Source organism: Fodinicurvata halophila (assembly GCF_042651425.1).
Classification (GTDB): domain Bacteria; phylum Pseudomonadota; class Alphaproteobacteria; order Kiloniellales; family DSM-21159; genus Fodinicurvata; species Fodinicurvata halophila.
The window spans coordinates 218,275-239,531 of the sequence record NZ_JBHSCW010000004.1 but is presented as its reverse complement, the minus strand read 5'-3'; the positions used below and the strand labels follow the sequence as shown (position 1 = coordinate 239,531).

Here is a 21,257-nt window from a genome sequence, read left to right as displayed (position 1 = left end):
CGGGACAGAGGAAAGAAGGGAGATCGCGTACCGCTAGCCGCGACGGATCAGCGTGCCGACCCCCTGGTCGGTGAAGACCTCCAGCAGCAGGGCATGGGGCACCCGTCCATCCAGGATCACGGCGGCATCCACGCCTTCCTCCACCGCGGCGATACAGGTCTGCAGCTTGGGCAGCATGCCGCCCTTGATGGTGCCATCCTCAGTCAGTTCCTTGATCCGTTCCAGGGACAGCTGCGGCTGCAGTGTTCCGTCCCTGTCCATCACGCCGGCCACGTCGGTCAGCATCAGCAGGCGCACCGCGCCCACCGCACTGGCCACGGCGCCGGCCACGGTATCGGCGTTGATGTTGTAGGTTTCACCGTTCACCCCCACCCCGATGGGAGCGATGACCGGAATCATGCCGGCGCGCTCCAGCGCGCCCAGTACCTGCGGATTGATGTGCTTCGGCTCGCCGACGAAACCGAGGTCGAGAATCTTCTCGATATTGGATTCCGGATCCTTGTAACTGCGGCGCAGTTTCTGGGCCTGGATCAGGCTGCCGTCCTTGCCCGACAGGCCGATGGCCGTGCCGCCGGCCGAGTTGATGGCATTGACGATGGATTTGTTGATGGATCCCGAGAGCACCATCTCCACCACCTCCACCGTCTCGGCATCGGTGACGCGCAGGCCGTCGATGAACTCGCTCTGCACCGAAAGGCGGGTCAGCATCTCGCCGATCTGGGGACCGCCGCCATGCACCACGATGGGGTGAATTCCCACCTGCTTCATCAGGACCACGTCGCGGGCGAAGATGGTCGCCAGTTCGCCGTCACCCATGGCATGGCCGCCGTACTTGATGACCACGGTCTTCCCGGCATAGCGACGCATGAAGGGCAGCGCCTCGGTCAGGGTGCGGGCCGTGCGCAGCCAGTGCTTTGTCTCGCCTATATTCTTGGATGTTGTCATGGGGCTCCTCTCGTCTCAGCGGCGTAAGCCTATCCCGCCTGACGCGGCAACGCCACCGTCGCCAGTTCGGCCCGCAGCTCCGCAATTCCCATCCCGCCCTGGGCGCTTGTCGCGATGACGTCGGGATGGGCGGCCGGGTGGGTCTTCAACTCGCCCGCCGTCGCCACAATCACGGTGGCCAGGGCCTCCTGCTTGATCTTGTCCGTCTTGGTCAGCACCACTTGGTAGGACACCGCGGCCTTGTCCAGCTCCTTCATGATCTCGTGATCGGCGGTCTTGAGACCATGGCGTGAATCGACCAGCAGCAGGATGCGCCTGAGCTGGGGGCGCCCCTTGAGGTAGGCCCGCGTCAGGCGGGTCCAGCGTGCCACGTCCGCCTTGGGGGCCTTGGCATAGCCGTACCCCGGAAGGTCGGCCAGCATCAGCCGGTCGCCCAGGTCGAAGAAGTTCAGCTGCTGCGTGCGGCCGGGCGTGTTGGAGGTGCGCGCCAGCGTCTTCCGTCCGGTCAATGCGTTGACCAGGGTGGATTTGCCGACGTTCGAGCGTCCGGCGAAGGCGATCTCGGGCAGGTCGCTCGCCGGCACCTGTTCCGCCTGCACGGCCGACAGCAGGAACTGGCACTCGGCTGAGAACAGCAGTCGCCCCTCCTCGAGCTGGGCCTGCCCGTGATCGCCGGCGCCCTCCCGGACCTCTTCGGGATCACGCTCCGTCATCGCGGCTACTTTTTCTTCCGGCTCGAGGTGTTGCCGCCCCCGGAGGACCGGCCCGACGTCTTCTTCTGTTGGCCGGAACTCTTCTGCTGGCCGGAGGTCTTCTGGTTACCGGAAGCTTTCTGGCCGCTGGAGGCCTTCTGCTGCCCGGAGCTCTGCTGGCCACCGGACGCCTTGTCCTGCGGCGCCTCCTCATTTTCGGGCTCCGGGTTTGCCGGGGCGCTTCCCCCGTCTGCAGCGGCCGCAGCCGGCTGCTGCTGGTTCGCCTTGCGGCCGATGGGGGCCCCCGCCTGCTTCATGATGACGTACTGCTGCATCACCGAAAGCAGGTTGTTCCAGGTCCAGTAGACCACCAGCCCCGCCGGGAAGCCGGCCAGGAAGAAGGTGAAGACCAGCGGCAGGAACATGAAAACCTTGGCCTGGACCGGGTCCGGCGGCTGCGGGTTCAGCAGCTGCTGTCCGTACATGGACAGGCCCATCAGGATCGGCCAGATGCCGATGCTGAGAATCTCCAACGGGCCCAGGTCCGGTATGGTATAGGGCAGCAGGCCGAAGAGATTCAGGATCGAGGTCGGATCCGGTGCCGAGAGGTCCTGGATCCAGCCGAAGAAGGGCGCATGGCGCATCTCGATGGTGACGAACAGCACCTTGTAGAGCGCAAAGAAGACCGGGATCTGCACCAGGATCGGCAGGCAGCCTGAGGCCGGGTTGGCGCCTTCCTTCTTGTAGAGCGCCATCATCTCCTGGTTCAGGCGCTGGCGGTCGTCCGAGAAGCGCTCCTTGAGGCGCATCATCTCGGGCTGCAGCTTGCGCATCTTCGCCATCGAGCGATAGGACTTGTTGGCCAGCGGGAAGAACAGGATCTTGATGAAGACCGTCAGGACCAGGATGGCCACGCCGAAGTTGCCGACCAGGCCGGCAATCCAGTGCAGCGCCAGGAAGATCGGCTTGGTCAGGAAGTAGAACCAGCCGAAATCCACTGCCAGGTCGAACTTGGGAATGCCTTCCTGTTCGCTGTAGCGGTCCAGAAGCGTGACCTCCTTGGCACCGGCGAAGAGGCGCGTCGTGGTGCTGGTGCTCTGGCCTTCCGACAGGCGGTTGCCGCCGTAGAGCACGTCCGTCTGGTACTTGTCCTGGTTGTTGCCCCCGCTGTAGAGGAAGCGGCTTTCCACCTCCTGCTCCTGGTCGGGTATCAGGGAGACCATCCAGTACTTGTCGGTGATGCCCAGCCAGCCGCCACGCGTCGAGGCTGTAATACGATCGTCGTCGCGCAGGTCATCGTAGCTGATCTCGCGCAGTTCGTCGTTGAGCACGCCGATCAGGCCTTCGTGCAGGATGAAGAAATCCGTCGTCTCCGGCGTGCCGGTGCGCGAGATCAGGCCATAGGGCGCCAGGGTCACCGTGCCCGCACCGGTGTTCTCGACCTCCTGGGTGACGGTTACCATGTAATCCTGGTCGATCGCGTAGGTGCGCCGGAAGACCAGGCCCTCGCCGTTGTCCCAGCGGATCGTGACCGGCGTGTCGGCAGTCAGGGTCTCACCCTCCTCGAGCCCCCATTCGCTGTCTGAGCGCGGAACGGCAACGCCCTCGCCGCCGGCGGCCCAGCCGAAATCCGCATAGTAGGGACGCGCCGAACCCACCGGGTTCAACAGCTCGATGTTCGGGCTCTCCTCGTCGATGGTCTCGTGATAGCGCTTGAGGGTCAGGTCATCCAGGCGCCCTCCTACGAGCGAGATGGACCCCTCGACCTTGGGTGTATCGACGGCCACCCGGGGCCCCTCCTCCAGCACCTCTTCCCGGTCCGCATCAGGATCGCTGCCGCTCAGGGCCTGGTCCAACTCCTGCCGATCCCCTTGGAGCTCACGGCTGCGCTCGCCATCGCCGGCGTCCATGGATGGCCTGTCGCCCGCGGTTTCGGAGGTGGTCTGCTCCTGCTGCGTGCCGCTGTCCTGAGTATCCTGCTGCTGCGGTGTCTCGATGAAGTACTGGAATCCCAGAAGGATGACCAGAGACAGCAGAATGGCGAGGAAAAGGTTCTTCTGTTCCATAAGCGAAGCGGCTCCGAGGGCTTCAGAAAGATCTGCGCGAAGCGGCGGACGGTTCGGACGGCCGGCAGCTGGAGGTCCCCTTGTGCTCCGGCACGGGGTCGTATCCCATTCCTCCCCAGGGATGGCAACGTAAAATACGCCTGAGGGTCAGCCAGCCACCCCTTAAGGGGCCGTGCCGGCGCAGGGCTTCCACGCCATAGGCGGAACATGATGGACTGTAGCGACAGGAGGCGGGCAGCACCGGCGAGATCACCCACTGATAGACGCGTATGGGGGCGATCATCCCCAGCACCAGAGCCTGTCGCGCAAACCTGAAAGGGCTGGATTGGGTCATTGTTTCGTCGCCACCGTTTTTTCTTTTCCCGTGCCGCCGCGCTTCTTCTCGATCTGCCGAATGGCCGAGCGCAGATCCTCGAGCAGCGCGTCATAAGGGCGCACGGGCGTCTCCGCACGCGCGATCAGGACATAGTCCGTGCGCGGCCTGCCACACACGGGCAGAACCTCTTCCGCGGCCGAGCGCAGGCGGCGCCGGGCCCGGTTGCGGGTCACGGCATTTCCGACCTTGCGGCTGGCGGTCAGGCCGAGACGCATGCCGCGGAACGGCGAAGCGCCCTGCCCATCCGGCAGAGCGCTGTCTTTCATATCCCTGTCGCGGTCGTAGGCCTGGAGTACCAGCCCGGGCCGGGCAGCCTTCACTCCGCGCCTGGCCGCCCGAAGGAAATCGGACCGCTTCAACAGCCGCCCTGCCTTCGGGAAGGTGGTCATGGACCTAGGCGCTCAGACGCTTGCGACCCTTGCTGCGACGGCGGGCGATAACCTTGCGGCCATTTGCGGTCGCCATGCGGCTGCGAAAGCCGTGACGACGCTTGCGGACCAGCGCGCTGGGTTGATAGGTGCGCTTCACCCTTCTTCTCCATCAGTATCTTGCAGATTGCGGGCTGTATAGAAGCCCCTCGCCGCCCTGTCAATGTTGCCGGCGGCCTCCAGCCCCACGCCAAGGACGATCACGGAGCACTCACCGGAAGGTGAATAGCTCAACTCGGTCTATGGCACTAGCCTGTGCGATCCCTTTGCTCGCAGCGGAATGTGGAACAAATGGTCCCGATCCTGACAGCATCAATTATATTCATAACCCTGTTCAGCTACATCGTCTCGCCGCGCGTCCGCACAGTGACCGGCTTCTTCGGCGGGCTCAGCGAAACGGGACAGACCCCGAGCCTCTGGACCATCGTTCTTTCGCAGGTCACTACCTGGATCTTTGCGCGCTCGCTGCTGAATGCAGGAATCCTCGGATATTTCTACGGCCTGCCAGGTGTGCTGGCTTATGCAAGCTATTACCTGTCCTTCCTCACTGGCGCTTGGATCATCGATGCACTGCGCTTTCGACGCTGCTATGAAAGCGTGCAGAATTGTCTGGCCGACCACTTCGGAACAGCAGGAACGGTCTGCTACAACTTCGTCGTTGCGCTGCGACTGGCAAGTGAGGTCTTTGCCAACCTCTTGGTGATCGGCATTCTTTTCGGCCAGGCGGGATCCCTTGGGTATATCCTGTCAATCCTGGCCGTTGCGGGAGTGACACTTGGCTATTCGATGCTGGGCGGCCTGCGTGCCTCCATCAGGACCGATGTCTTTCAGGCCACTGCCCTGATTGTCGTATTGGCCGTTCTTTTAGGCCAGACACTCGCCGCCCAGGACTTCTCTCTACCCGTCAGCCTGTCGTTCGCCACGGCTGACATGGAGGCTCCGGGCTGGTCACTCCTGGCTGTGGCACTGCTGCAGGTGTGGAGCTATCCCTTGCACGATCCCGTCATGATGGACCGCGGATTCCTTGCCGATCGCCGGACCACCCGCCAGAGCTTCTATCATGCCTGCTGGATCAGTCTGCTCCTGATTCTTGCCTTCGGCTTGCTGGGATTGCATGCCGGGGCACATCGACTGGAGGGAGAGGATCTGATGGCCACTCTATCTCGGATCATGGGCCCCTCTACCATGATCCTGCTGAACATTGCCCTGATTCTCTCGGCCGTCTCGACATTGGACTCCACACTCTCCAGCGCAGCAAAGCTCTCGATCCTCGGAATGCGACTTGCTCCCGCCACGCTGTTTGCCGGCCGTGCGGCCATGGCCATCTTCATGGGGCTGGGTCTTGTTCTCCTGTTGTTCGGAAGCGACGACCTCTTTGACGCGGTGGCCATCAGCGGAACCGCCTCTCTGTTTCTGGCACCGGTCGTGTTCTTCTGTATCTGGCGCGACTGGAGAGTCCGCCGCTGGGCCTATCTGACAGCCTTCGCGGCCGCCACCCTCGCCGCAGTTTTCTATTTTCTCGAAAGCAGCGGTTACACGGATCTGATCGGTGCATTGACCGGCCTGAACCACGACTACTCGAAACTGCTCCTGCTCAGCCTGCTGGCCCTGGTCACAGGCTGCGGAGCCTTTGTCGCGGGACGCGTCAGAAAAGTGGAAGGAAACTTATGAAGAAGAAGGATCTCGGCACACTTGAAGGGCGGCTGCTCTTGTTCGGGGGCCCCTACAGCAATCTCCAGGCACTTGAAGCGCTGCACGCCAGGGCTCAGACGCTGGACATCAACCCATCCCACTGCATCTGCAACGGCGATGTGGTGGCTTATTGCGGTGATCCGGAAGCCTCGGTTGCCTTCGTGAGGAATTGGGGTATCGAGGTTGCAGCCGGGAACTGCGAAGAACAGCTCGCCATTAATGCCGCGGACTGCGGTTGCGGCTTTGAGGAAGGCTCCACCTGTGAAGTGCTGTCCCGGGAATGGTACGATTTTGCCCGCGCACATCTGAATGGTTCAGCACGCAGCTGGATGAACGAGTTGCCCGACTGTCTCCTCTTTCGCTATGCGGGACTGCGGGTGGCTGTTCTGCATGCCACGCATCGGGCAAACAACAGCTTCGTATTCCCCACCACTCCGGCCCATGAGAAACGGCAGGCACTTCAGGCGCTACAGTGCGACTTGGTGGTCAGCGGCCACAGCGGCCTGCCATTCACGCAGCAACTGGATAGTGGTATCTGGCACAACCCCGGCGTTATCGGCTTGCCGGCCAACGACGGTTTTGCAAGCACTTGGTATGCATTGCTTGAAGCTGACGAGAATGGAGTGCGCATCGAACATCATCGACTGGTCTATGACTATCGGAAAGCAGCCGACCGGATGCGGTCCGTCGGGCTGTCTGAAGCCTATGCCCGGGCACTGGAGACCGGGCTGTGGCCCAGTCTGGATGTTCTCCCCCAAAAGGAACGCAACGCCACTGGACAATTTTTACGTCCGGTATCCGATAATCCGCATGAAGCTGGTTTCATCTTCCGGGTGAAGGCCATACCGCGAGAGAACTTCACACAGATGTGAACGGCATTTGTCTTCATCCCACTGCGACGTCCGGCCATGTTCGGGACAGCGACCAAGACTCACATCAAGCAAGGGAGATCCGATATGTCCCAGCCGAAGAACGGATTTCAGGTTCACCACATCGAGGATGCTCCGGAGGAGTCCCGCGAAACCCTGCAGGCCATAAACCAAGCCTATGGCTTCCTGCCCAACCTCATGGGCATCGTGTCCGAATCCCCGGCGGCCCTGAAGGCCTATGTCACCCTCAATCGCCTGTTCAAGGAAGAGAGTGCCTTCTCGCAAACCGAAGCGGAACTCGTCCTGTTGATCATCAGCGCTCACAACGGCTGCGGCTATTGCGTCGCCGCCCATAGTGCCGGCGGTGAACGCGCCGGCGTGGACGCCGCCACCCTGGAGGACGTTCGCCAGCAGCGGGAGCTGTCCGATCCCAAGCTCCAGGCTCTTGCGGCCTTCACACGCAAGCTGATCGACGCCCGGGGGTGGGTCGAGCACAAGGACGTGGACGCGTTTCTGCAGACCGGCTACAGCCATCGTCATCTGCTCGACCTGCTGACGGCCCTGGCAATGAAAACCATCTCCAACTACACGAACCACATCGCCGAGACGCCTCTGGACGAGGCCTTGAGCGCAAAGGCCTGGAAAGAGGCCAGCTGACACGGCAGAGCCACACACCCGAGGAGGCGCAAGCCGGTCCTCGGGTGTGCCCTGGCATCGAGTCGAGCCTCCTGCGGAACCGAACGGCAATCGCTCCTGGGATGGGGCACCGCCTGCCTGGATATTCTGCCAACGCCTGAAAACTTGCACGTTCACAATGGGCTCACTGGAAGGTGAATGGCTTTGGCGAAGGTTTCATTCTAGGTTCTGGAACAGGACACAATCCGCAGGTCTCACGAAACGATTTTCAGGTTATGTCACACAAGCCCTCCCAACCCCTCTCGGACAGTGACGCCCACAGGTCACGAAGTGCGCGTTCGCGCCTGTTGCGCAGCCTGCCGCTCGTGCTGCTGCTGGCTGCCGGTGCGGTGCTGTGGTTCGGTCTGGGGTTGGGCGACTACGTGAGCTTCACCCTTCTGCAGGAGCATCACCGGCGGCTCGAGGACTTCGTCGAGGCATACTACCTCTCCGCCCTGTTCGGCTTCATGCTGATCTATGCCCTGAACGTCGCCTTCTCGCTGCCGGTGGGCACCCTGCTGACCCTGACGGGCGGCTTCCTGTTCGGCATCCTGCCCGCCACACTGGCCGCCGTCGTGGCGGCCACCCTTGGGGCCACGGCCGTCTATCTGGCTGCGCGAACCGCCTTGGGCGATGTCCTGAAGCGCCGTAGTGGCAGCTCCCTGGAGCGACTTCGCCGGGGCTTTCGCGAGGACGCATTCAACTACCTTCTGACCCTGCGCCTGATCCCCCTGTTTCCCTTCTGGCTGGTCAACCTGGCACCCGCCTTCGCAGGAGTGCGCCTCGGCACCTTCTTCTGGGCGACCTTGCTAGGAATCCTGCCAGGCACACTGGTTTACGCCTCGGCCGGCAACGGCCTGGGCCGAATCCTCGAGGCGGGGGGCAAGCCGGACCTGGGCCTGGTCTTCCAGCCCGAGGTCCTCGGTCCGCTGCTGGGGCTGGCCCTGCTCTCCCTGCTGCCGGTGATCTACCGGCGATGGAAGGGGCGCCGAGACGGCCCGGACGGGAGCCCCTCATGACCGCACAGCTAAGCTGCGACATCTGCGTGATCGGCGGCGGTTCGGCCGGGCTGTCCGTGGCCGCCGGAGCGGCGCAGATGGGCGCCGACACGATCCTGATCGAACGCGGGGACATGGGTGGCGACTGCCTGAACAGCGGCTGCGTTCCCTCGAAGTCCCTGCTGGCCGCGGCCAAGGCGGCCCACGCGGGCGCGCAGGCGAAGGACTTCGGCATCACCTATGCGGCCCCCCGGATCGATTTCCCCGCCGTACAGGCTCATGTGCAGGACGTTATCGACAGCATCGCACCCCACGATTCCGTGGAGCGTTTCGAGGGCCTTGGAGTCCGGGTTCTGCGCGAGAGCGCACAGTTCCTCTCGCCGCAGAAGCTGGCCGTCGGCGATCAGCGCATTCACGCCCGCCGCTTCGTCCTGGCAACCGGCTCGCGTCCCCTGATCCCTCCTGTACCCGGCCTTGAGGATGTCCCCTACCTGACCAACGAGACCGTCTTCGAGGTGCAGGACTGTCCCGAGCATCTGATCATCCTCGGCGGAGGGCCGATCGGCTGCGAGCTCGGGCAGGCCTTCCGTCGTCTCGGAGCGCGTGTCAGCATCGTCGAGATGAACCGCATGCTCGGCCGCGAGGACCGGGGCGCCGCCCAGCTGCTCCGCGAGCGCCTGCAGGCCGAGGGCATCGCAATACACGAGAACACCAGCATTTCTGAGGTCCGGCACGACACGGCGGGCTTGCAGGTCGTTCTGAAGAACGAAGAGGGCGAGACCACTCTCGAAGGCGCCCGCCTGCTGGTCGCAGCGGGGCGCCAGCCGGTCACCGACGGCCTGAACCTCGAGGCGGCCAAGGTTGTCCACGACCGGCGCGGCATACAGGTGGATGCCCGCCTGCGCACCAGCAACCGCCGGATCTTCGCGGCCGGCGACGTTATCGGCGGACCACAGTTCACGCATGCCGCCGGCTATCAGGCGGGCATCATCCTGCGCAATGCGCTCTTCCGCCTGCCGGCAAAGGCTGATTACCGGGCATTGCCACGCGTGACCTACACGGCACCGGAACTGGCCCAGGTGGGACTGACGGAGGCCGAGGCGCGTGAACAGGGCGGAAAATTCGAGGTTCTGCAGCACAGCCTCGCGGAGAACGACCGCGCGCGCTGCGAGCGCGAAAGTGAGGGCTTCATCAAGATCCTGGCCACCCCCTCCGGCCGAATCCTCGGGGCGACTATTCTGTCGGCCCACGCCGGCGAACTCATACTGCCCTGGACCCTGGCCATCGCACGGAACATGAAACTCTCCGCACTTGCCGGTATCATCGCCCCCTATCCCACGCTCTCGGAGGTCAGCAAGCAGGTGGCCGCGCACTACTACACCCCCAAACTCTTTTCGTCGCGGACCCGGCGACTCGTGCGCCTTTTTCTGCGACTCGGCTGAAGCTGGAGAAACAAGCCTTGCTCGGACCCCAGACCCCGGAGGAAACACACCATCAGGCAGGCGCAGAGCAGAATGGGAGCCGACCGCGCCGCTTCACCCTGCCGCCTTTGCACCGCAGTCTCTCGGCACGCCTCCTGCTGTTGACCATCGGCTTCGTCATGCTGGCCGAAGTCCTGATCTTCGCGCCGTCGGTGGCCAACTTCCGCCTCAACTACCTGGAGGAGCGCCTGGCGGCCGGGCACCTGGCCGTGCTTTCCCTGGAAGCGACCTCCGATCACATGATCGACGAGGACCTGACCTACGAGCTGCTTTCACACGTCCCGGCCGAGTCGGTCATGCTATACCGTCCCCAGCGCACGCCCTCGCTGACCCTGGCCATGGAGGACATTCCAGAGCCCGAAGCCGTCTATGACCTGCGCGATGCAGGCTTCTTCACGCTGATCGGCGATGCTCTGATGACCCTGGCACGCAGCGAGGACCGGCGGATCGAACTCTGGGGTGTCTCACCCAAGGACAACGACTCGGTGGTCCGGATGGTGATGCAGGAGGGCCCACTGTGCGAGGAAATGTGGGCCTTCGCCTGGCGCATCCTGGGACTGTCACTCCTGATCTCGGTCATTACGGCCGCACTCGTCTACATCACGCTGCTCTGCGTACTGGTGCGGCCCATGCGTCGCATCACCGAGAACATGATCTCCTTCCGCGAGGATCCCGAGGACGAAAGCCGCATCATGCGCCCCTCCAGTCGCCAGGACGAGGTTGGCCTGACCGAACGCCAGCTGCGTGACCTGCAGCGCGCCCTCAGGGCCTCCCTGCACCGCAAGACGCGCCTGGCCGCCATCGGCGTCGCGGCCACTAAGATCAATCATGACCTGCGCAACATCCTCTCCACCGCCCAGCTTTCGTCTGACCGGCTGGCGGAAAGCGAGGATCCGCAGGTGCGCCGTACCTTTCCGACACTGATGCAGACCCTGGACCGGGCCGTGGGACTGTGCACCCACATCCTGAACTTCGCCCGCGAAGGACCGGTGCACCTGGAGATCTCGCACTTCGATCTGCGAGATCTGCTCGATGAAGTGGGCGAGGCCTTGAAGCCCGACGAAGAGGTCGACCGGAGCTGGCACGTCCGCCTGCCCGAAAAGCTCGAGCTTCACGGCGATCGACAGCAACTCTATCGCGTCTTCATGAATCTTGCCCAGAACGCCTATCAGGCCGGTGCCACCAGCGTCCAGGTCGACGGCGGATTGGAGGACGGACAGCTGCAGCTCGAGGTCACCGACAATGGACCCGGACTGGCGCCTCGGGCACGTGAGCGTCTTTTCCAGCCCTTTGCGGCCTCGGCGCGCAGCGGCGGCTCGGGACTTGGGCTGGCGATCGCCCGGGAGATTCTCAGGGCACACGGCGGGGAGATCCTGCTGACACGCTCTGATGCCCGCGGCACCAGCTTCCGCGTGACGCTGCCGCTCTCACAGAGCCAGGGACACGCCAGCACCTAGCGGACTTTCGGGAACGCGGATGATGACAGCAGTTGGATTGCAGCTTCAGCTTTGCCGGGTTTTCCCTCCGTGGCTTCTGAAGGCGGGCGCCCACGGAGGGCACCCCAACCGGGCGTGGTCACTGAATCGTGAATTGCCATTCCGGGGCACAGCTTTCATGAGTGAAGGTGCCCCTGATTTTCCCGAGGATGGGTCGAGTGCGGCTGAACCGATATGCACCGCCCCCATCATGGGACATGCATGACTGGGCATAGCGCATCTCCACCTAGCTGTTTCAAGGATTGTTGGCATCATGGCTGTTTCCAACAAGAAACTCCTGAATCTCCTCCTGGTCGACGACGACGAGGAATTTCGCACGTCCCTAGCGGATCAGTTGAGCTTGTATGAGGAATTCGAGATCTCTCAGGCTGGAACGGCCTCTGAAACGCTCGAGATGGCCAAGTCGAGGTACTTTGACGGCATCATACTTGACGTCGGCCTTCCGGATATAGACGGGCGGGAGCTCTGCCGTCTGATACGCCAGGCGGGCGTGGGTGCGCCGATCATCATGCTGACGGCCCTGGACAGCGATGCCGACACGGTTCTGGGTCTTGATTCGGGCGCCAACGACTATGTTGCAAAACCGTTCCGGCTGAACGTGCTGATGGCCCGGCTTCGGGCCCAGCTCCGCCAGCACGAACAGAGTGTAGATGCCGTCTTCACCATCGGGCCCTACAATTTCCAGCCGGGGAACAAGCTCCTTGAGAGTCGGGACAGCCAGAGCAAGATCCCCCTTACCGAAAAAGAGTCACAGATCCTGAGGTATCTGTATCGCGCCGGCAGCAGCGCCGTCAGCCGGGACACCTTGTTGGCGGAAATCTGGGACTACAAGCCGGAAGTCACGACACATACGCTGGAAACGCATATCTATCGTCTCCGCCAGAAGCTCGAATCAAACCCCGACCAACCGGCTCTCATCGTTACGGAGGGCGATGCCTATCGGCTGGTACCCTGAGAGTCGGTTTTCTTTCCAGGTCCGGTTGCTGGCAGCAGGCCTCCAGGTCCCCAATCCCATCACTGGCGCTTCCTGGCTGGCCCTCTGGGCCAGCTGCCAGCACACCGTCTGCGCCCGTTTCTGAGATCCATCACCACGCCGGCGATCAGGAGCACGAACCCCGGCCCTTGCACCAGCACATGGCAGGGGTCCTGCAACGAAAGTCCGCGGGCAACAACAGGGTCCCGTAGCACGAGAGAAGAGCCACGACAGCAGCCACGGCGCCCGCAAGGCACCAACCACCCGTTCCTCTCGGTTTTCGTGAAATGGAAGCTGCCTGCACGAACGCGTCAGGGCACTTAGTGAACCACGGTTTTCGAGAAGAGATTGATCACCAGGACACCGGCCACGATCAGGGCCAAACCAATCATGGCCGGCAGGTCGAGCGGCTGGCGGAACCAGAATATCCCCACCAGCGTGATCAGCACGATCCCGAGGCCGGCCCAGATCGCATAGGCGATTCCCACGGGCAGGCTGCGCAGCACCAGGGCCAGGAAATAGAAGGCGGCGGCATAGGTCAGGGCTGTCACCGCCGAAGGCAGCGGCCGCGTGAAGCCGTCCGACAGCTTCAGAGCCGAGGTGCCGATCACCTCGAAAACAATGGCAGCCACGAGATAGACATAGACCATCGGACGTCCTCCCTTCTGAGCGAACCGCCGACGCAGGCGGTCGCCGGTCCGGAAGCTCAACCTGTCTCGGGTACAGGTATTTCACAAGCCCTCACCTGCCCCCAGCGCGCCGTGTGGCGCGACATCATTCCCTCTTGGCGCACCGCGCTGGCCGGTTAGAATGTCCACGGACAGGCAACGGTTTTCGAGAAGAAACAGGAAGGACCTCATGGGCAAGGCAGTCGTCGGCTTTCTCGCAATCCTGGTCACGTTGGGTGGCTTGGCGGTGGCAGCGGGCAGTGGCATCGGGACCACCCATTACACCGGGCTTGCGGTGGCCGTCCTGGGCATCCTGGTCACCTTCGGCGCCATCAAGCTGCACTTCGACGAGGTCGAGAAATCGATGCCGCCGGCAGGGGCTGCGGCCACACCCGCATCCGCTTCACATGCCGCAGCCAAACCCGAGACCGGGACGGAGAAGGAAAACTCTGGCACGTCGGCCGACACGGAACCTCCCGCAAGCGCACAGCTGCCACCCTCGCAGGAGCCCGGACAGGAGCCTTTCCTGGATCCGGGCATCAAGCGCTGGTTGCTCGGCGCCGGGATCGGCCTGCTCGGCCTCGTCGGCCTGTTTCTGGCCGCCGGCGCGACGGGAGGGGGCTTCGCCTACTACGGCGGCCTGGCGCTGACGCTACTTTGCGGGCTGGCGATCTTCCGGCTGATCGCCGCGGCCACGGCCGGCAAGACAGAGGCGCCACACCCACTGATTCCCGTACCGGGCAGCAGCATGAAGCGCTGGGGCGCCGGTGTGGCCTCCGGCCTCGTTACCCTTATCGCTCTCTTTCAGGCTGCCGCCAGCGGCAACGGTCCCGGCTACCACATCGGGATGATCGTGGTCGTGGCTGCCCTGCTCTACATATTCTACCTCATGAAGGTCGGCTACGATCAGCTGGAGCAGCGGCACTGAGGCCGGCCGGACCTCAGTCCAGAGCCAGCACCATGGCCTTCAGGTATTCGCTTTCCGGCAGGCCGGGATGCAGCGGATGGTCCGGCGCCGCACCGGCCGTACGCAGCACGCGTGCCTTGCGGCCACAATCCTCGATGCCGCGGTGCACCTGTTCGGCAAAGCGCGCGCGCTCCACATGGTGCGAACAGGAACAGATCACCAGGTATCCCTCCGCGGCAACCTGGCCGGACGCCAGGCGCGCCAGCTTGCGATAGGCGCGCAGTCCCTGGGGCAGGTCCTTCTTCGCCTTCACGAAGGCCGGCGGGTCGGCAATCACCAGGTCATGCGGCGCTCCCTTGCGTGCCAGGTGCTCCAAAGCGGCGAAGGCATCGGACTTGCGGAACTGACAGCGCCCGGTCACGCCGTTGGCCTCGGCGGCCTGGCGCGCCAGGTCGAGGGCGGCGGTCGAGCGATCCAGCAGGGTCACCTCCTCGGCGCCGCCCAGTGCGGCCTGGATGCCGAAACCACCGGAGAAGCTGTAGAGATCGATGACTCGCTTCAGGCCGGCGCCACGCACCAGCTGTTCCACGAAGGCCCGGTTCTCGCGCTGGTCATAGAACCAGCCGGTCTTCTGTCCTTCCCCGCTGTCGGCAAAATAGCGGGTGCCGTTCTCCTGAACCTCCAGCGAACCGGAGAACGTGCCGCGCAGGACCTCTGTATACTGGCTCAGGCCTTCCAGCTCCCGTGCCGGGGTATCGTTACGCAACAGGATGTGCCGCGGCGCCAGCACCCGATCCAGGGCCTCCAGAAGCTGCGGCTGCAGGCCTTCCATTCCCGCGGTATTGATCTGCAGTACCAGCTTATCGCCGAAACGGTCGATGATCGTGCCGGGCAATCCGTCGGCCTCCGCATGCACCAGGCGATAGAAGGGCACCCCGACCAGGGCCTCGCGCAGGGCCAGGGCACGGCGCAGGCGCCCCTCCAGGAACGCCACGTCGACCACGGCAGTAGGATCACGGCTGATCCGCCGGGCGGCGATCAGGGGATGACGGTTGAACAGGAAGATACCCAGGGCCTTTCCGTTCGCCGTCTCCAGGCGCACCGGCACGCCGGGTGGCAGGCCCCGCGCCGTCTCGTCCATCTCGATCTCGTTGGAAAAGGCCCAGGGGTGACCCTGCCGTATGCGGCGATCCGCCTTGGATTTGAGGCGCACCACCGGGTACTCGGAGGCTCTTGTGTTCATGGCGCGCAAGGATAGCGTTGGAAAAGGCGCTGTCCAGCCGGATCAGGTCGTCTCCGGGCGACGCCCCGGCCGCGGGACCATCGTGACCAGGAAAACGATCACCGCGGCGGCGGCCAGCAGCATCATCGCCGACATGGCCTTTGGACTGCCGTCGTGCAGCTGTCCCACCGCCATGCCCGCCAGGGCGGCCGTGCCCATCTGCGCGAAGCCCAGCAGCGAAGACGCTGCCCCCGCCATGCGCGGATAGGGTCCGATCGCCCCGGCCATGGAATTCGGCATCACCAGCGCGGTGCCGCCGAAATAGACAACGGCCGAGGCCACCACGGTATAGACGTTGTCCACGGCCAGGAAGGCGGTGAGCATACCTCCGCCCGCACCGAGCAGGCTGATCAGGCTGCCGATCAGGATCATGCGCGGCTGGCCGAGACGCACCGACATCCGTCCGCTGAAGAAACTGCCGGCGATATAGCCCATGACCGTGGTGGCGAAGCAGATGCCGAAGGCATCGGGACTGAGCCCGTACTCGTCGATCAGCGTGAACGAGGAGCCCGAGATGAAGGCGAACAGGCCGGCGAAGCTGGCGGCGCAGGCAAAGCTGTAGCCCAGGTAACTGCGGCTGCGCACCAGGGAAGTGTAGTTCATCAGGATGCGCAGCGGCTGCACGGCCGTGGGATCGGGATAGCGGTTGGTCTCCGGCAGCAGGCGATAGACGCCGTACAGGCAGCCGGCCCCGAAGAGGAGAAGAGTCAGGAAGGTCGCGCGCCAGCCGAACAGCAGGGTGACATAGCCGCCGATGAAGGGGCCGACGGCCGGGGCCAGCGCCATGGCCATGGCCACGTAGGACAGGGCCTGGGCGGCCCGTTCGGGCCCGTAGATATCGCGTACGATGGTCCGCCCCAGGACCGGACCGGCTCCGGCACCCACGGCCTGGAAGAAGCGGCCCAGGATCAGGCTGTCGCTGTCGGGGGCCAGGGCGCAGGCCAGCGTGGCGAGCAGGTAGAGCGCGATGCCGGCCTTCAGGACCGGCCGGCGCCCGAAGCGGTCGCTCAGCGGACCGTAGATCAGCATGGCCACGCAGAATCCGGCCATGAAGACCGACAGGGTCAGCTGGGCCTGGCCGGTGGAGATGCCCAGGGCCTCGGAGATAAGCGGCAGGGCCGGCAGGTAGAGGTCCGTGGACAGCGGCCCGAAAGCGACCAGGGCGATGATGAGGACCAGCAGGATCCGGCTGTTGGTAGAGGACATGGATGCCGTGGGATCGGTTGCGGAGGGAAGGGAAACGCAGCCTAGTACAGGCTGAAAGTGTTTGAAGAGTGTCGATCCCTCAGGGCACCTATGCACGTCGTGACCGGCACGCGCTCAACCTTCCTCTTCACAGTCGCAGCCGCGCCGCCCGGTCAGCCAGGGTCGGAGCTTCAGGAACAGGCGATAGCCCCCTTCGGCCAGCCAGATGAAGGGCGGCAGGGCGACCAGTGGCGCCAGCCAGCGGAACCCGTGCAGGTGCCGCCAGAGCTCCACGAAGGCCCGCGCCCCGCTCAGCAGGCGCCCGTCCGGGCAGCGCAGGTAAACGCGGCGCAGCGCCTCGCGGCGCGGCAGGCCCTCGGCCACCATGCCGCGGCTGTCGCGGGAGAGATCGTGCCAGACGATCCGCCCCGCGCGGTCCAGCCGGGCATAGAAGGCCACTTCGCGCCGGCACAGCGGGCAGGCACCGTCATAGAAGAGCGTCACTTGGCTGTCCTCGGGCATGGTAGCTCTCGACATAGCATGGCGGCTTCGCTAGGGAAGCATCAGGCTTATCCTTGGAGGCATTCATGGCGGATATCGGGATCGGAATTGTCGGCTGTGCCGGGCGCATGGGCAAGCGTCTTGTGGCGATCGCGAGCGAGACCAGCGGCTGTCACCTGACCGGTGGCACGGTGCGCTCCGGCAGCGAGGCCAGCGGGCGCGACATCGGCGAACTTGCCGGCGTGGGGCGCTTGGGCGTGGCGGCCGGCGAGAGCGCGGCGGATCTCTTCCGGCACGCCGATGTGGTGATCGACTTCACCACGCCGGCGGCCGCCGAGGAGAACGCGGACCTTGCGGCCACCCATGCCACGGCCCTGGTGGTCGGCACGACAGGCCTGGCCGAGTCGCAGAAGACTGCCCTGGCGGAGGCCGGCCGCAAGGTGCCCGTTGTCTATGCCCCGAACATGAGCCTGGGCGTCAACCTGCTGAGCCTTCTGGTCGAGCGCGTCGCCGAGGCGCTCGACGAGGACTTCGACATCGAGGTCCTGGAGATGCACCACCGGCACAAGGTCGATGCTCCTTCCGGCACGGCCCTGGCGCTCGGCGAGGCGGCGGCACGCGGGCGCGGCATCGACCTGGAGCAGCACGCCCAGCGCGTGCGCGACGGCGTGACCGGTCCCCGCAAACGGGGCGATATCGGCTTTGCCACCCTGCGCGGCGGCGATGTCGTCGGCGAGCATTCGGTGGTCTTCGCCACCACGGGCGAGCGCCTGGAACTGGCCCACAAGTCGAGCGACCGCGACATCTTCGCACGCGGCGCGCTCAAGGCGGCCCTCTGGACCAAGGGCAAGGGCGCCGGCTTCTACAGCATGCGCGACGTCCTGGGTCTTTGATTCAGGGAATACTATTCATATTTTTCAATTATTTAACCTCATGCTGAGGCGGCGTCCGCAGGACGCCCTCGAAGCATCTCGGCACAGGCAATCGGGCCTGGCCTCATCCCTGATACCTACCCCGCCGCACCCCGCGACACCGCCGCACCGCTGCGCACGCGATCCAGGGCGGACTGAAGGGCCTGGGCCAGGCTCAGGCGCTCGTCGGGCGTGAGAAAGCTGCCGATCACCAGGCTCTTGCCGTGGGTTCGCAGGGTCAGCTGGCTGTCATGCTCGGGCGGGTCGCGCATGTCGACACGCAGCCAATAGGGCTGCAGGCGCCAGCGTGTTTCCTCGCCCCAATGGTTGACCCGGCGCACCACAAGGTCGTCGCGCGTCAGCACCAACTGCTCGAACATGCGCCCGCGCCGGTAATTCACCCGGAAGGCGATGTAGACCAGCAGATACTCCAGTCCCATGAAGCCGACGACGGGCCAAGCGCCGGCCAGGAAAAAGCCCACGCCGGCAAAGAAGCCGAAACTGGCGATCAGGGTCATCAGGATCAGGAATCCGCGTGGCGAGAGGCTGCGATGCGGCATCAGCACGGCATCGAAGAGGATGTCCTCCGCCACGGCCTCCGTACGCCGGTCGCCGGCGGCATGCTGGTCAGTCAAGTTGCTCTGTGGATGGTCAGCCATGCAGACATGATATGCGTGTTTTCGCCGTCGCGTAAAGCTGGTGCGGCAAAGCTCTGCCACATCGGCCGTTTTCCCGGTTTCCAACCCGCGCGACAGAGGTCGCTGGACCTGATGCGGGGGCCGCCCTAGACTGCGCGCCATGGTCGATTTGAACGAACTCTTCGCCGCCGTCGTGCTCTTCGTGGGCAGCCACTTCCTGCTGTCCAGCGCCGCCATGCGAAGCCGCCTGACGGACCGTCTGGGCGAGCGCGGGTTTCGCCTGCTCTATTCCCTGGTTGCCCTGGTGACCTTCGCCTGGGCGTTGCAGGCCTACGGCGCCGCCCCGAAAATCCCGCTCTGGCCCGCCGTGCCGGCCCTCTCGTGGATTCCGGTGATCGTCATGCCCTTTGCCTTCATCCTCGTGGTGGCCGGCATGAGCACGCGCGCCGCCACCGCCCTTGGCCAGGAAGACGCCGCCCGCGCCCAGGACCCGGCGCCGGGCATCCTGCGCATCACCCGCCATCCCTTCCTGTGGGGCGTCGTGCTCTGGGCGGCCAGCCACATGCTCGTCAACGGAGACAGTGCCAGCCTGCTGCTGATGGGTGGCTTCCTGGTGCTCGCTCTTGGCGGCATGTATCATATCGACCATCGACGCGAGGAGAAGCTGGGCGGCACCTGGGGCCCTATCAAGCTCACCACCTCCGCCGTGCCCTTCGTCGCCATTGCCACGGGGCGCACCCGCATGGACTGGCGCGGGCTTGGCATCTGGCGCCCCGTGCTCGGCCTCGTTTTCTACGTCGTGTTTCTCTATCTGCATCCTCTGTTCTTTGGCGTCATGCCGATGCCGCACTAAATCGATGACGCGAGATTTGATCCTGTCCGGGGGTGCGACCCCCTTTTTGCCGGAGCAACCTCCTTGTCCGAATCCGTCGAGGCCATCCGCGTCCAGGCCCTGAGCAAGAGCTTCAACGGGACTCCCGCGGTAAAGGATGTCAATTTTTCCCTGCATCGCGGCGAGACCCTGGCGCTGCTGGGCGCCAACGGCGCCGGCAAGACCACGACCATCTCCATGCTGCTGGGCCTGCTGCTGCCCACCTCGGGCTCGATCACGGTGCTGGGCGGCGACATGCTGCGCCATCGCTACCGCCTGCTGCAGCGCATGAACTTCTCCAGTCCCTATGTGGACCTGCCGCGCCGCCTGAGCGTGCGCCAGAACCTGATGTTCTTCGCCCGGCTCTACGGCTGCCCCGACCCCAAGGCCAGGCTGGAGGAACTGGCCCACGACCTCGATCTCGGCCCGCTCTGGCGCAAGCCCACGGGCAAGCTCTCCTCGGGCCAGAAGACCCGGGTGTCGCTGGCCAAGGCGCTGATCAACGCACCGGAAATCCTGCTGCTGGACGAGCCGACGGCCTCGCTGGATCCCGACACCGCCGACTGGCTGCGCGGCTACCTGCAGGACTACCAGCGGCGCAGCGGCACCGCCATCCTGCTGGCCTCGCACAACATGAGCGAGGTGGAACGTCTGGCCCACCAGGTGCGCATCATGCGGGCCGGCGAGATCGTCGAGACCGGCACGCCACGTGAGCTGCTCGACCGCCACGGCCGTGGCAACCTGGAACAGGTCTTCCTGGACATCGCGCGCAACCAGCGCCAACCGGACAGGGCCTATGGTGAGGCCGCATCATGACGGGGCGCCTCTACGCCATGTGCCTGCGCCATCTCTACCTGCTGGCCAGTTCCTGGCCGCGCATCTTCGAGCTGATGTACTGGCCGACGGTGCAGATGGTGATCTGGGGCTTCATCACCATGTACCTGCTGCAGCTCTCCTCGGTGATCGCCCAGGCCAGCGGCCTGCTGGTCTCGGCCGTCCTGCTCTGGGACGTGCTGTTTCGCGGCCAGCTGGGCTTCAGCCTGTCCTTCCTGGAAGAGGTCTGGTCGCGCAACCTGGCCAACATCGTGGTCAGCCCCCTGAGGCCCATCGAGTTCATGGCCGCACTGACCTTCATGAGCCTGATCCGCACGCTGATCGGCGTGGTGCCGGCCGCCCTGCTGGCCATCGTCTTCTACGAGGTCTCTGTCTTCGCGCTCGGCCTGCCGCTGCTTGCCTTCTTCTCCTGCCTGCTGGTCATGGGCTGGTCCATCGGCATGATGGTTTCCGCCCTCATCCTGCGCGTCGGCCAGGGTGCCGAATCCGTTGCCTGGCTGGCGATCTTCCTGATCGCCCCCATCAGCGCCATCTACTATCCCGTGGACGTGCTGCCGCCGGCCCTGCAGGTCCTTGCCTGGTCCCTGCCCACGGCACCGGTGTTCGAGGGCATGCGCGCCATCCTGCTGGACGACACCTTCCGCACCGACCTGCTGATCCACGCCCTCGTCCTCAACGCCGTCTACCTGGCGCTGGGCATGTTCCTCTTCCTCTACGCCTTCCACGTCGCCCGGCGCCGCGGCCTGCTGCTGCAGGTGGGCGAGTAGGC

At 64.6% G+C, this 21,257-nt stretch carries 23 protein-coding genes; 12 read left to right on the top strand and 11 right to left on the bottom strand.

Annotation, left to right across the window (positions count from 1 at the left end):
- Positions 1 to 33: 33 nt before the first annotated feature.
- From argB to rpmH, 6 genes are read right to left on the bottom strand one after another with little or no spacing between them, the layout of a single operon-like run.
- Positions 34 to 945 carry an acetylglutamate kinase gene (gene argB, locus ACFOW6_RS10555; RefSeq protein WP_382422325.1) on the bottom strand — a complete coding sequence of 304 codons (912 nt, stop codon included), beginning with the start codon at positions 943 to 945 and terminating at the stop codon, positions 34 to 36.
- A gap of 29 nt (positions 946 to 974) precedes the next feature.
- Positions 975 to 1,658, bottom strand: a complete 684-nt coding sequence (gene yihA, locus ACFOW6_RS10550) for a ribosome biogenesis GTP-binding protein YihA/YsxC (RefSeq protein WP_382422324.1) — start codon at positions 1,656 to 1,658, stop codon at positions 975 to 977.
- Positions 1,659 to 1,663: 5 nt separating this feature from the next.
- Positions 1,664 to 3,703, bottom strand: coding sequence for a membrane protein insertase YidC (gene yidC / locus ACFOW6_RS10545; RefSeq protein ID WP_382422323.1), 2,040 nt, complete (start codon positions 3,701 to 3,703; stop codon positions 1,664 to 1,666).
- 22 nt (positions 3,704 to 3,725) lie between these two features.
- A complete protein-coding gene (gene yidD, locus ACFOW6_RS10540) occupies positions 3,726 to 4,037 on the bottom strand; it encodes a membrane protein insertion efficiency factor YidD (RefSeq protein WP_382422322.1) in 312 nt (103 codons plus the stop codon).
- Positions 4,034 to 4,468 carry a ribonuclease P protein component gene (gene rnpA, locus ACFOW6_RS10535; protein WP_382422321.1) on the bottom strand — a complete coding sequence of 145 codons (435 nt, stop codon included), beginning with the start codon at positions 4,466 to 4,468 and terminating at the stop codon, positions 4,034 to 4,036. Before rnpA ends, yidD begins: the two co-directional genes overlap by 4 nt.
- Positions 4,469 to 4,472: 4 nt before the next feature.
- The gene (gene rpmH / locus ACFOW6_RS10530; RefSeq protein WP_022727677.1) at positions 4,473 to 4,607 is read right to left on the bottom strand and encodes a 50S ribosomal protein L34; all 135 of its coding nucleotides are present in this window, start codon (positions 4,605 to 4,607) and stop codon (positions 4,473 to 4,475) included.
- A 191-nt stretch (positions 4,608 to 4,798) separates the two neighbouring features.
- Here rpmH and ACFOW6_RS10525 point away from each other — a divergent pair, with 191 nt between their 5' ends.
- The 7 genes from ACFOW6_RS10525 (at position 4,799) to ACFOW6_RS10495 (ending at position 12,673) form a co-directional block, all read left to right on the top strand.
- Positions 4,799 to 6,178, top strand: a complete 1,380-nt coding sequence (locus tag ACFOW6_RS10525; protein ID WP_382422320.1) for a hypothetical protein — start codon at positions 4,799 to 4,801, stop codon at positions 6,176 to 6,178.
- A complete protein-coding gene (locus tag ACFOW6_RS10520) occupies positions 6,175 to 7,071 on the top strand; it encodes a metallophosphoesterase family protein (protein ID WP_382422319.1) in 897 nt (298 codons plus the stop codon). The genes ACFOW6_RS10525 and ACFOW6_RS10520 overlap by 4 nt, the downstream gene beginning before the upstream one ends.
- A gap of 84 nt (positions 7,072 to 7,155) precedes the next feature.
- Positions 7,156 to 7,725 carry a carboxymuconolactone decarboxylase family protein gene (locus ACFOW6_RS10515; RefSeq protein ID WP_382422318.1) on the top strand — a complete coding sequence of 190 codons (570 nt, stop codon included), beginning with the start codon at positions 7,156 to 7,158 and terminating at the stop codon, positions 7,723 to 7,725.
- A 254-nt stretch (positions 7,726 to 7,979) separates the two neighbouring features.
- Complete coding sequence (locus ACFOW6_RS10510; RefSeq protein ID WP_382422317.1) at positions 7,980 to 8,762, top strand: TVP38/TMEM64 family protein; 783 nt, start codon at positions 7,980 to 7,982, stop codon at positions 8,760 to 8,762.
- A complete protein-coding gene (locus tag ACFOW6_RS10505) occupies positions 8,759 to 10,183 on the top strand; it encodes a dihydrolipoyl dehydrogenase family protein (protein WP_382422316.1) in 1,425 nt (474 codons plus the stop codon). Before ACFOW6_RS10510 ends, ACFOW6_RS10505 begins: the two co-directional genes overlap by 4 nt.
- Positions 10,184 to 10,200: 17 nt before the next feature.
- Positions 10,201 to 11,679: a sensor histidine kinase gene (locus ACFOW6_RS10500; protein WP_382422315.1), complete on the top strand. Its 1,479-nt coding sequence runs from the start codon at positions 10,201 to 10,203 to the stop codon at positions 11,677 to 11,679.
- A gap of 292 nt (positions 11,680 to 11,971) precedes the next feature.
- Positions 11,972 to 12,673 carry a response regulator transcription factor gene (locus ACFOW6_RS10495; protein ID WP_382422314.1) on the top strand — a complete coding sequence of 234 codons (702 nt, stop codon included), beginning with the start codon at positions 11,972 to 11,974 and terminating at the stop codon, positions 12,671 to 12,673.
- A gap of 338 nt (positions 12,674 to 13,011) precedes the next feature.
- Here the strand turns inward: ACFOW6_RS10495 and ACFOW6_RS10490 are convergent, their stop codons facing one another.
- Positions 13,012 to 13,341, bottom strand: a complete 330-nt coding sequence (locus ACFOW6_RS10490) for a DMT family transporter (protein WP_382422313.1) — start codon at positions 13,339 to 13,341, stop codon at positions 13,012 to 13,014.
- A gap of 208 nt (positions 13,342 to 13,549) precedes the next feature.
- Between ACFOW6_RS10490 and ACFOW6_RS10485 the strand changes: the two genes are divergently transcribed.
- Positions 13,550 to 14,287, top strand: a complete 738-nt coding sequence (locus ACFOW6_RS10485; protein ID WP_382422312.1) for a hypothetical protein — start codon at positions 13,550 to 13,552, stop codon at positions 14,285 to 14,287.
- Between the two features lie 13 nt (positions 14,288 to 14,300).
- Here ACFOW6_RS10485 and ACFOW6_RS10480 read toward each other — a convergent pair whose 3' ends face one another.
- From ACFOW6_RS10480 to ACFOW6_RS10470, 3 genes are all read right to left on the bottom strand, one after another.
- Positions 14,301 to 15,509, bottom strand: coding sequence for a class I SAM-dependent rRNA methyltransferase (locus ACFOW6_RS10480; protein ID WP_382422311.1), 1,209 nt, complete (start codon positions 15,507 to 15,509; stop codon positions 14,301 to 14,303).
- Positions 15,510 to 15,551: 42 nt separating this feature from the next.
- Entirely contained in the window at positions 15,552 to 16,754 is a 1,203-nt protein-coding gene (locus ACFOW6_RS10475; protein WP_382422310.1) for a multidrug effflux MFS transporter, read from the bottom strand.
- 114 nt (positions 16,755 to 16,868) lie between these two features.
- Positions 16,869 to 17,255, bottom strand: a complete 387-nt coding sequence (locus ACFOW6_RS10470; protein WP_382422309.1) for a thiol-disulfide oxidoreductase DCC family protein — start codon at positions 17,253 to 17,255, stop codon at positions 16,869 to 16,871.
- 74 nt (positions 17,256 to 17,329) lie between these two features.
- Here ACFOW6_RS10470 and dapB point away from each other — a divergent pair, with 74 nt between their 5' ends.
- Positions 17,330 to 18,127: a 4-hydroxy-tetrahydrodipicolinate reductase gene (gene dapB / locus ACFOW6_RS10465; RefSeq protein ID WP_382422358.1), complete on the top strand. Its 798-nt coding sequence runs from the start codon at positions 17,330 to 17,332 to the stop codon at positions 18,125 to 18,127.
- A 116-nt stretch (positions 18,128 to 18,243) separates the two neighbouring features.
- On the opposite strand, the gene ACFOW6_RS10460 is transcribed toward dapB, so the two are convergent.
- Positions 18,244 to 18,804: a DUF2244 domain-containing protein gene (locus tag ACFOW6_RS10460; protein ID WP_382422308.1), complete on the bottom strand. Its 561-nt coding sequence runs from the start codon at positions 18,802 to 18,804 to the stop codon at positions 18,244 to 18,246.
- 139 nt (positions 18,805 to 18,943) lie between these two features.
- Here ACFOW6_RS10460 and ACFOW6_RS10455 point away from each other — a divergent pair, with 139 nt between their 5' ends.
- The 3 genes from ACFOW6_RS10455 to ACFOW6_RS10445 all read left to right on the top strand — a co-directional run bounded on the left by ACFOW6_RS10455 (position 18,944) and on the right by ACFOW6_RS10445 (position 21,255).
- A complete protein-coding gene (locus ACFOW6_RS10455; RefSeq protein WP_382422307.1) occupies positions 18,944 to 19,636 on the top strand; it encodes an NnrU family protein in 693 nt (230 codons plus the stop codon).
- A gap of 63 nt (positions 19,637 to 19,699) precedes the next feature.
- Positions 19,700 to 20,470 carry an ABC transporter ATP-binding protein gene (locus tag ACFOW6_RS10450; RefSeq protein WP_382422306.1) on the top strand — a complete coding sequence of 257 codons (771 nt, stop codon included), beginning with the start codon at positions 19,700 to 19,702 and terminating at the stop codon, positions 20,468 to 20,470.
- Positions 20,467 to 21,255: an ABC transporter permease gene (locus ACFOW6_RS10445; protein ID WP_382422305.1), complete on the top strand. Its 789-nt coding sequence runs from the start codon at positions 20,467 to 20,469 to the stop codon at positions 21,253 to 21,255. The genes ACFOW6_RS10450 and ACFOW6_RS10445 overlap by 4 nt, the downstream gene beginning before the upstream one ends.
- Positions 21,256 to 21,257 lie beyond the last annotated feature (2 nt).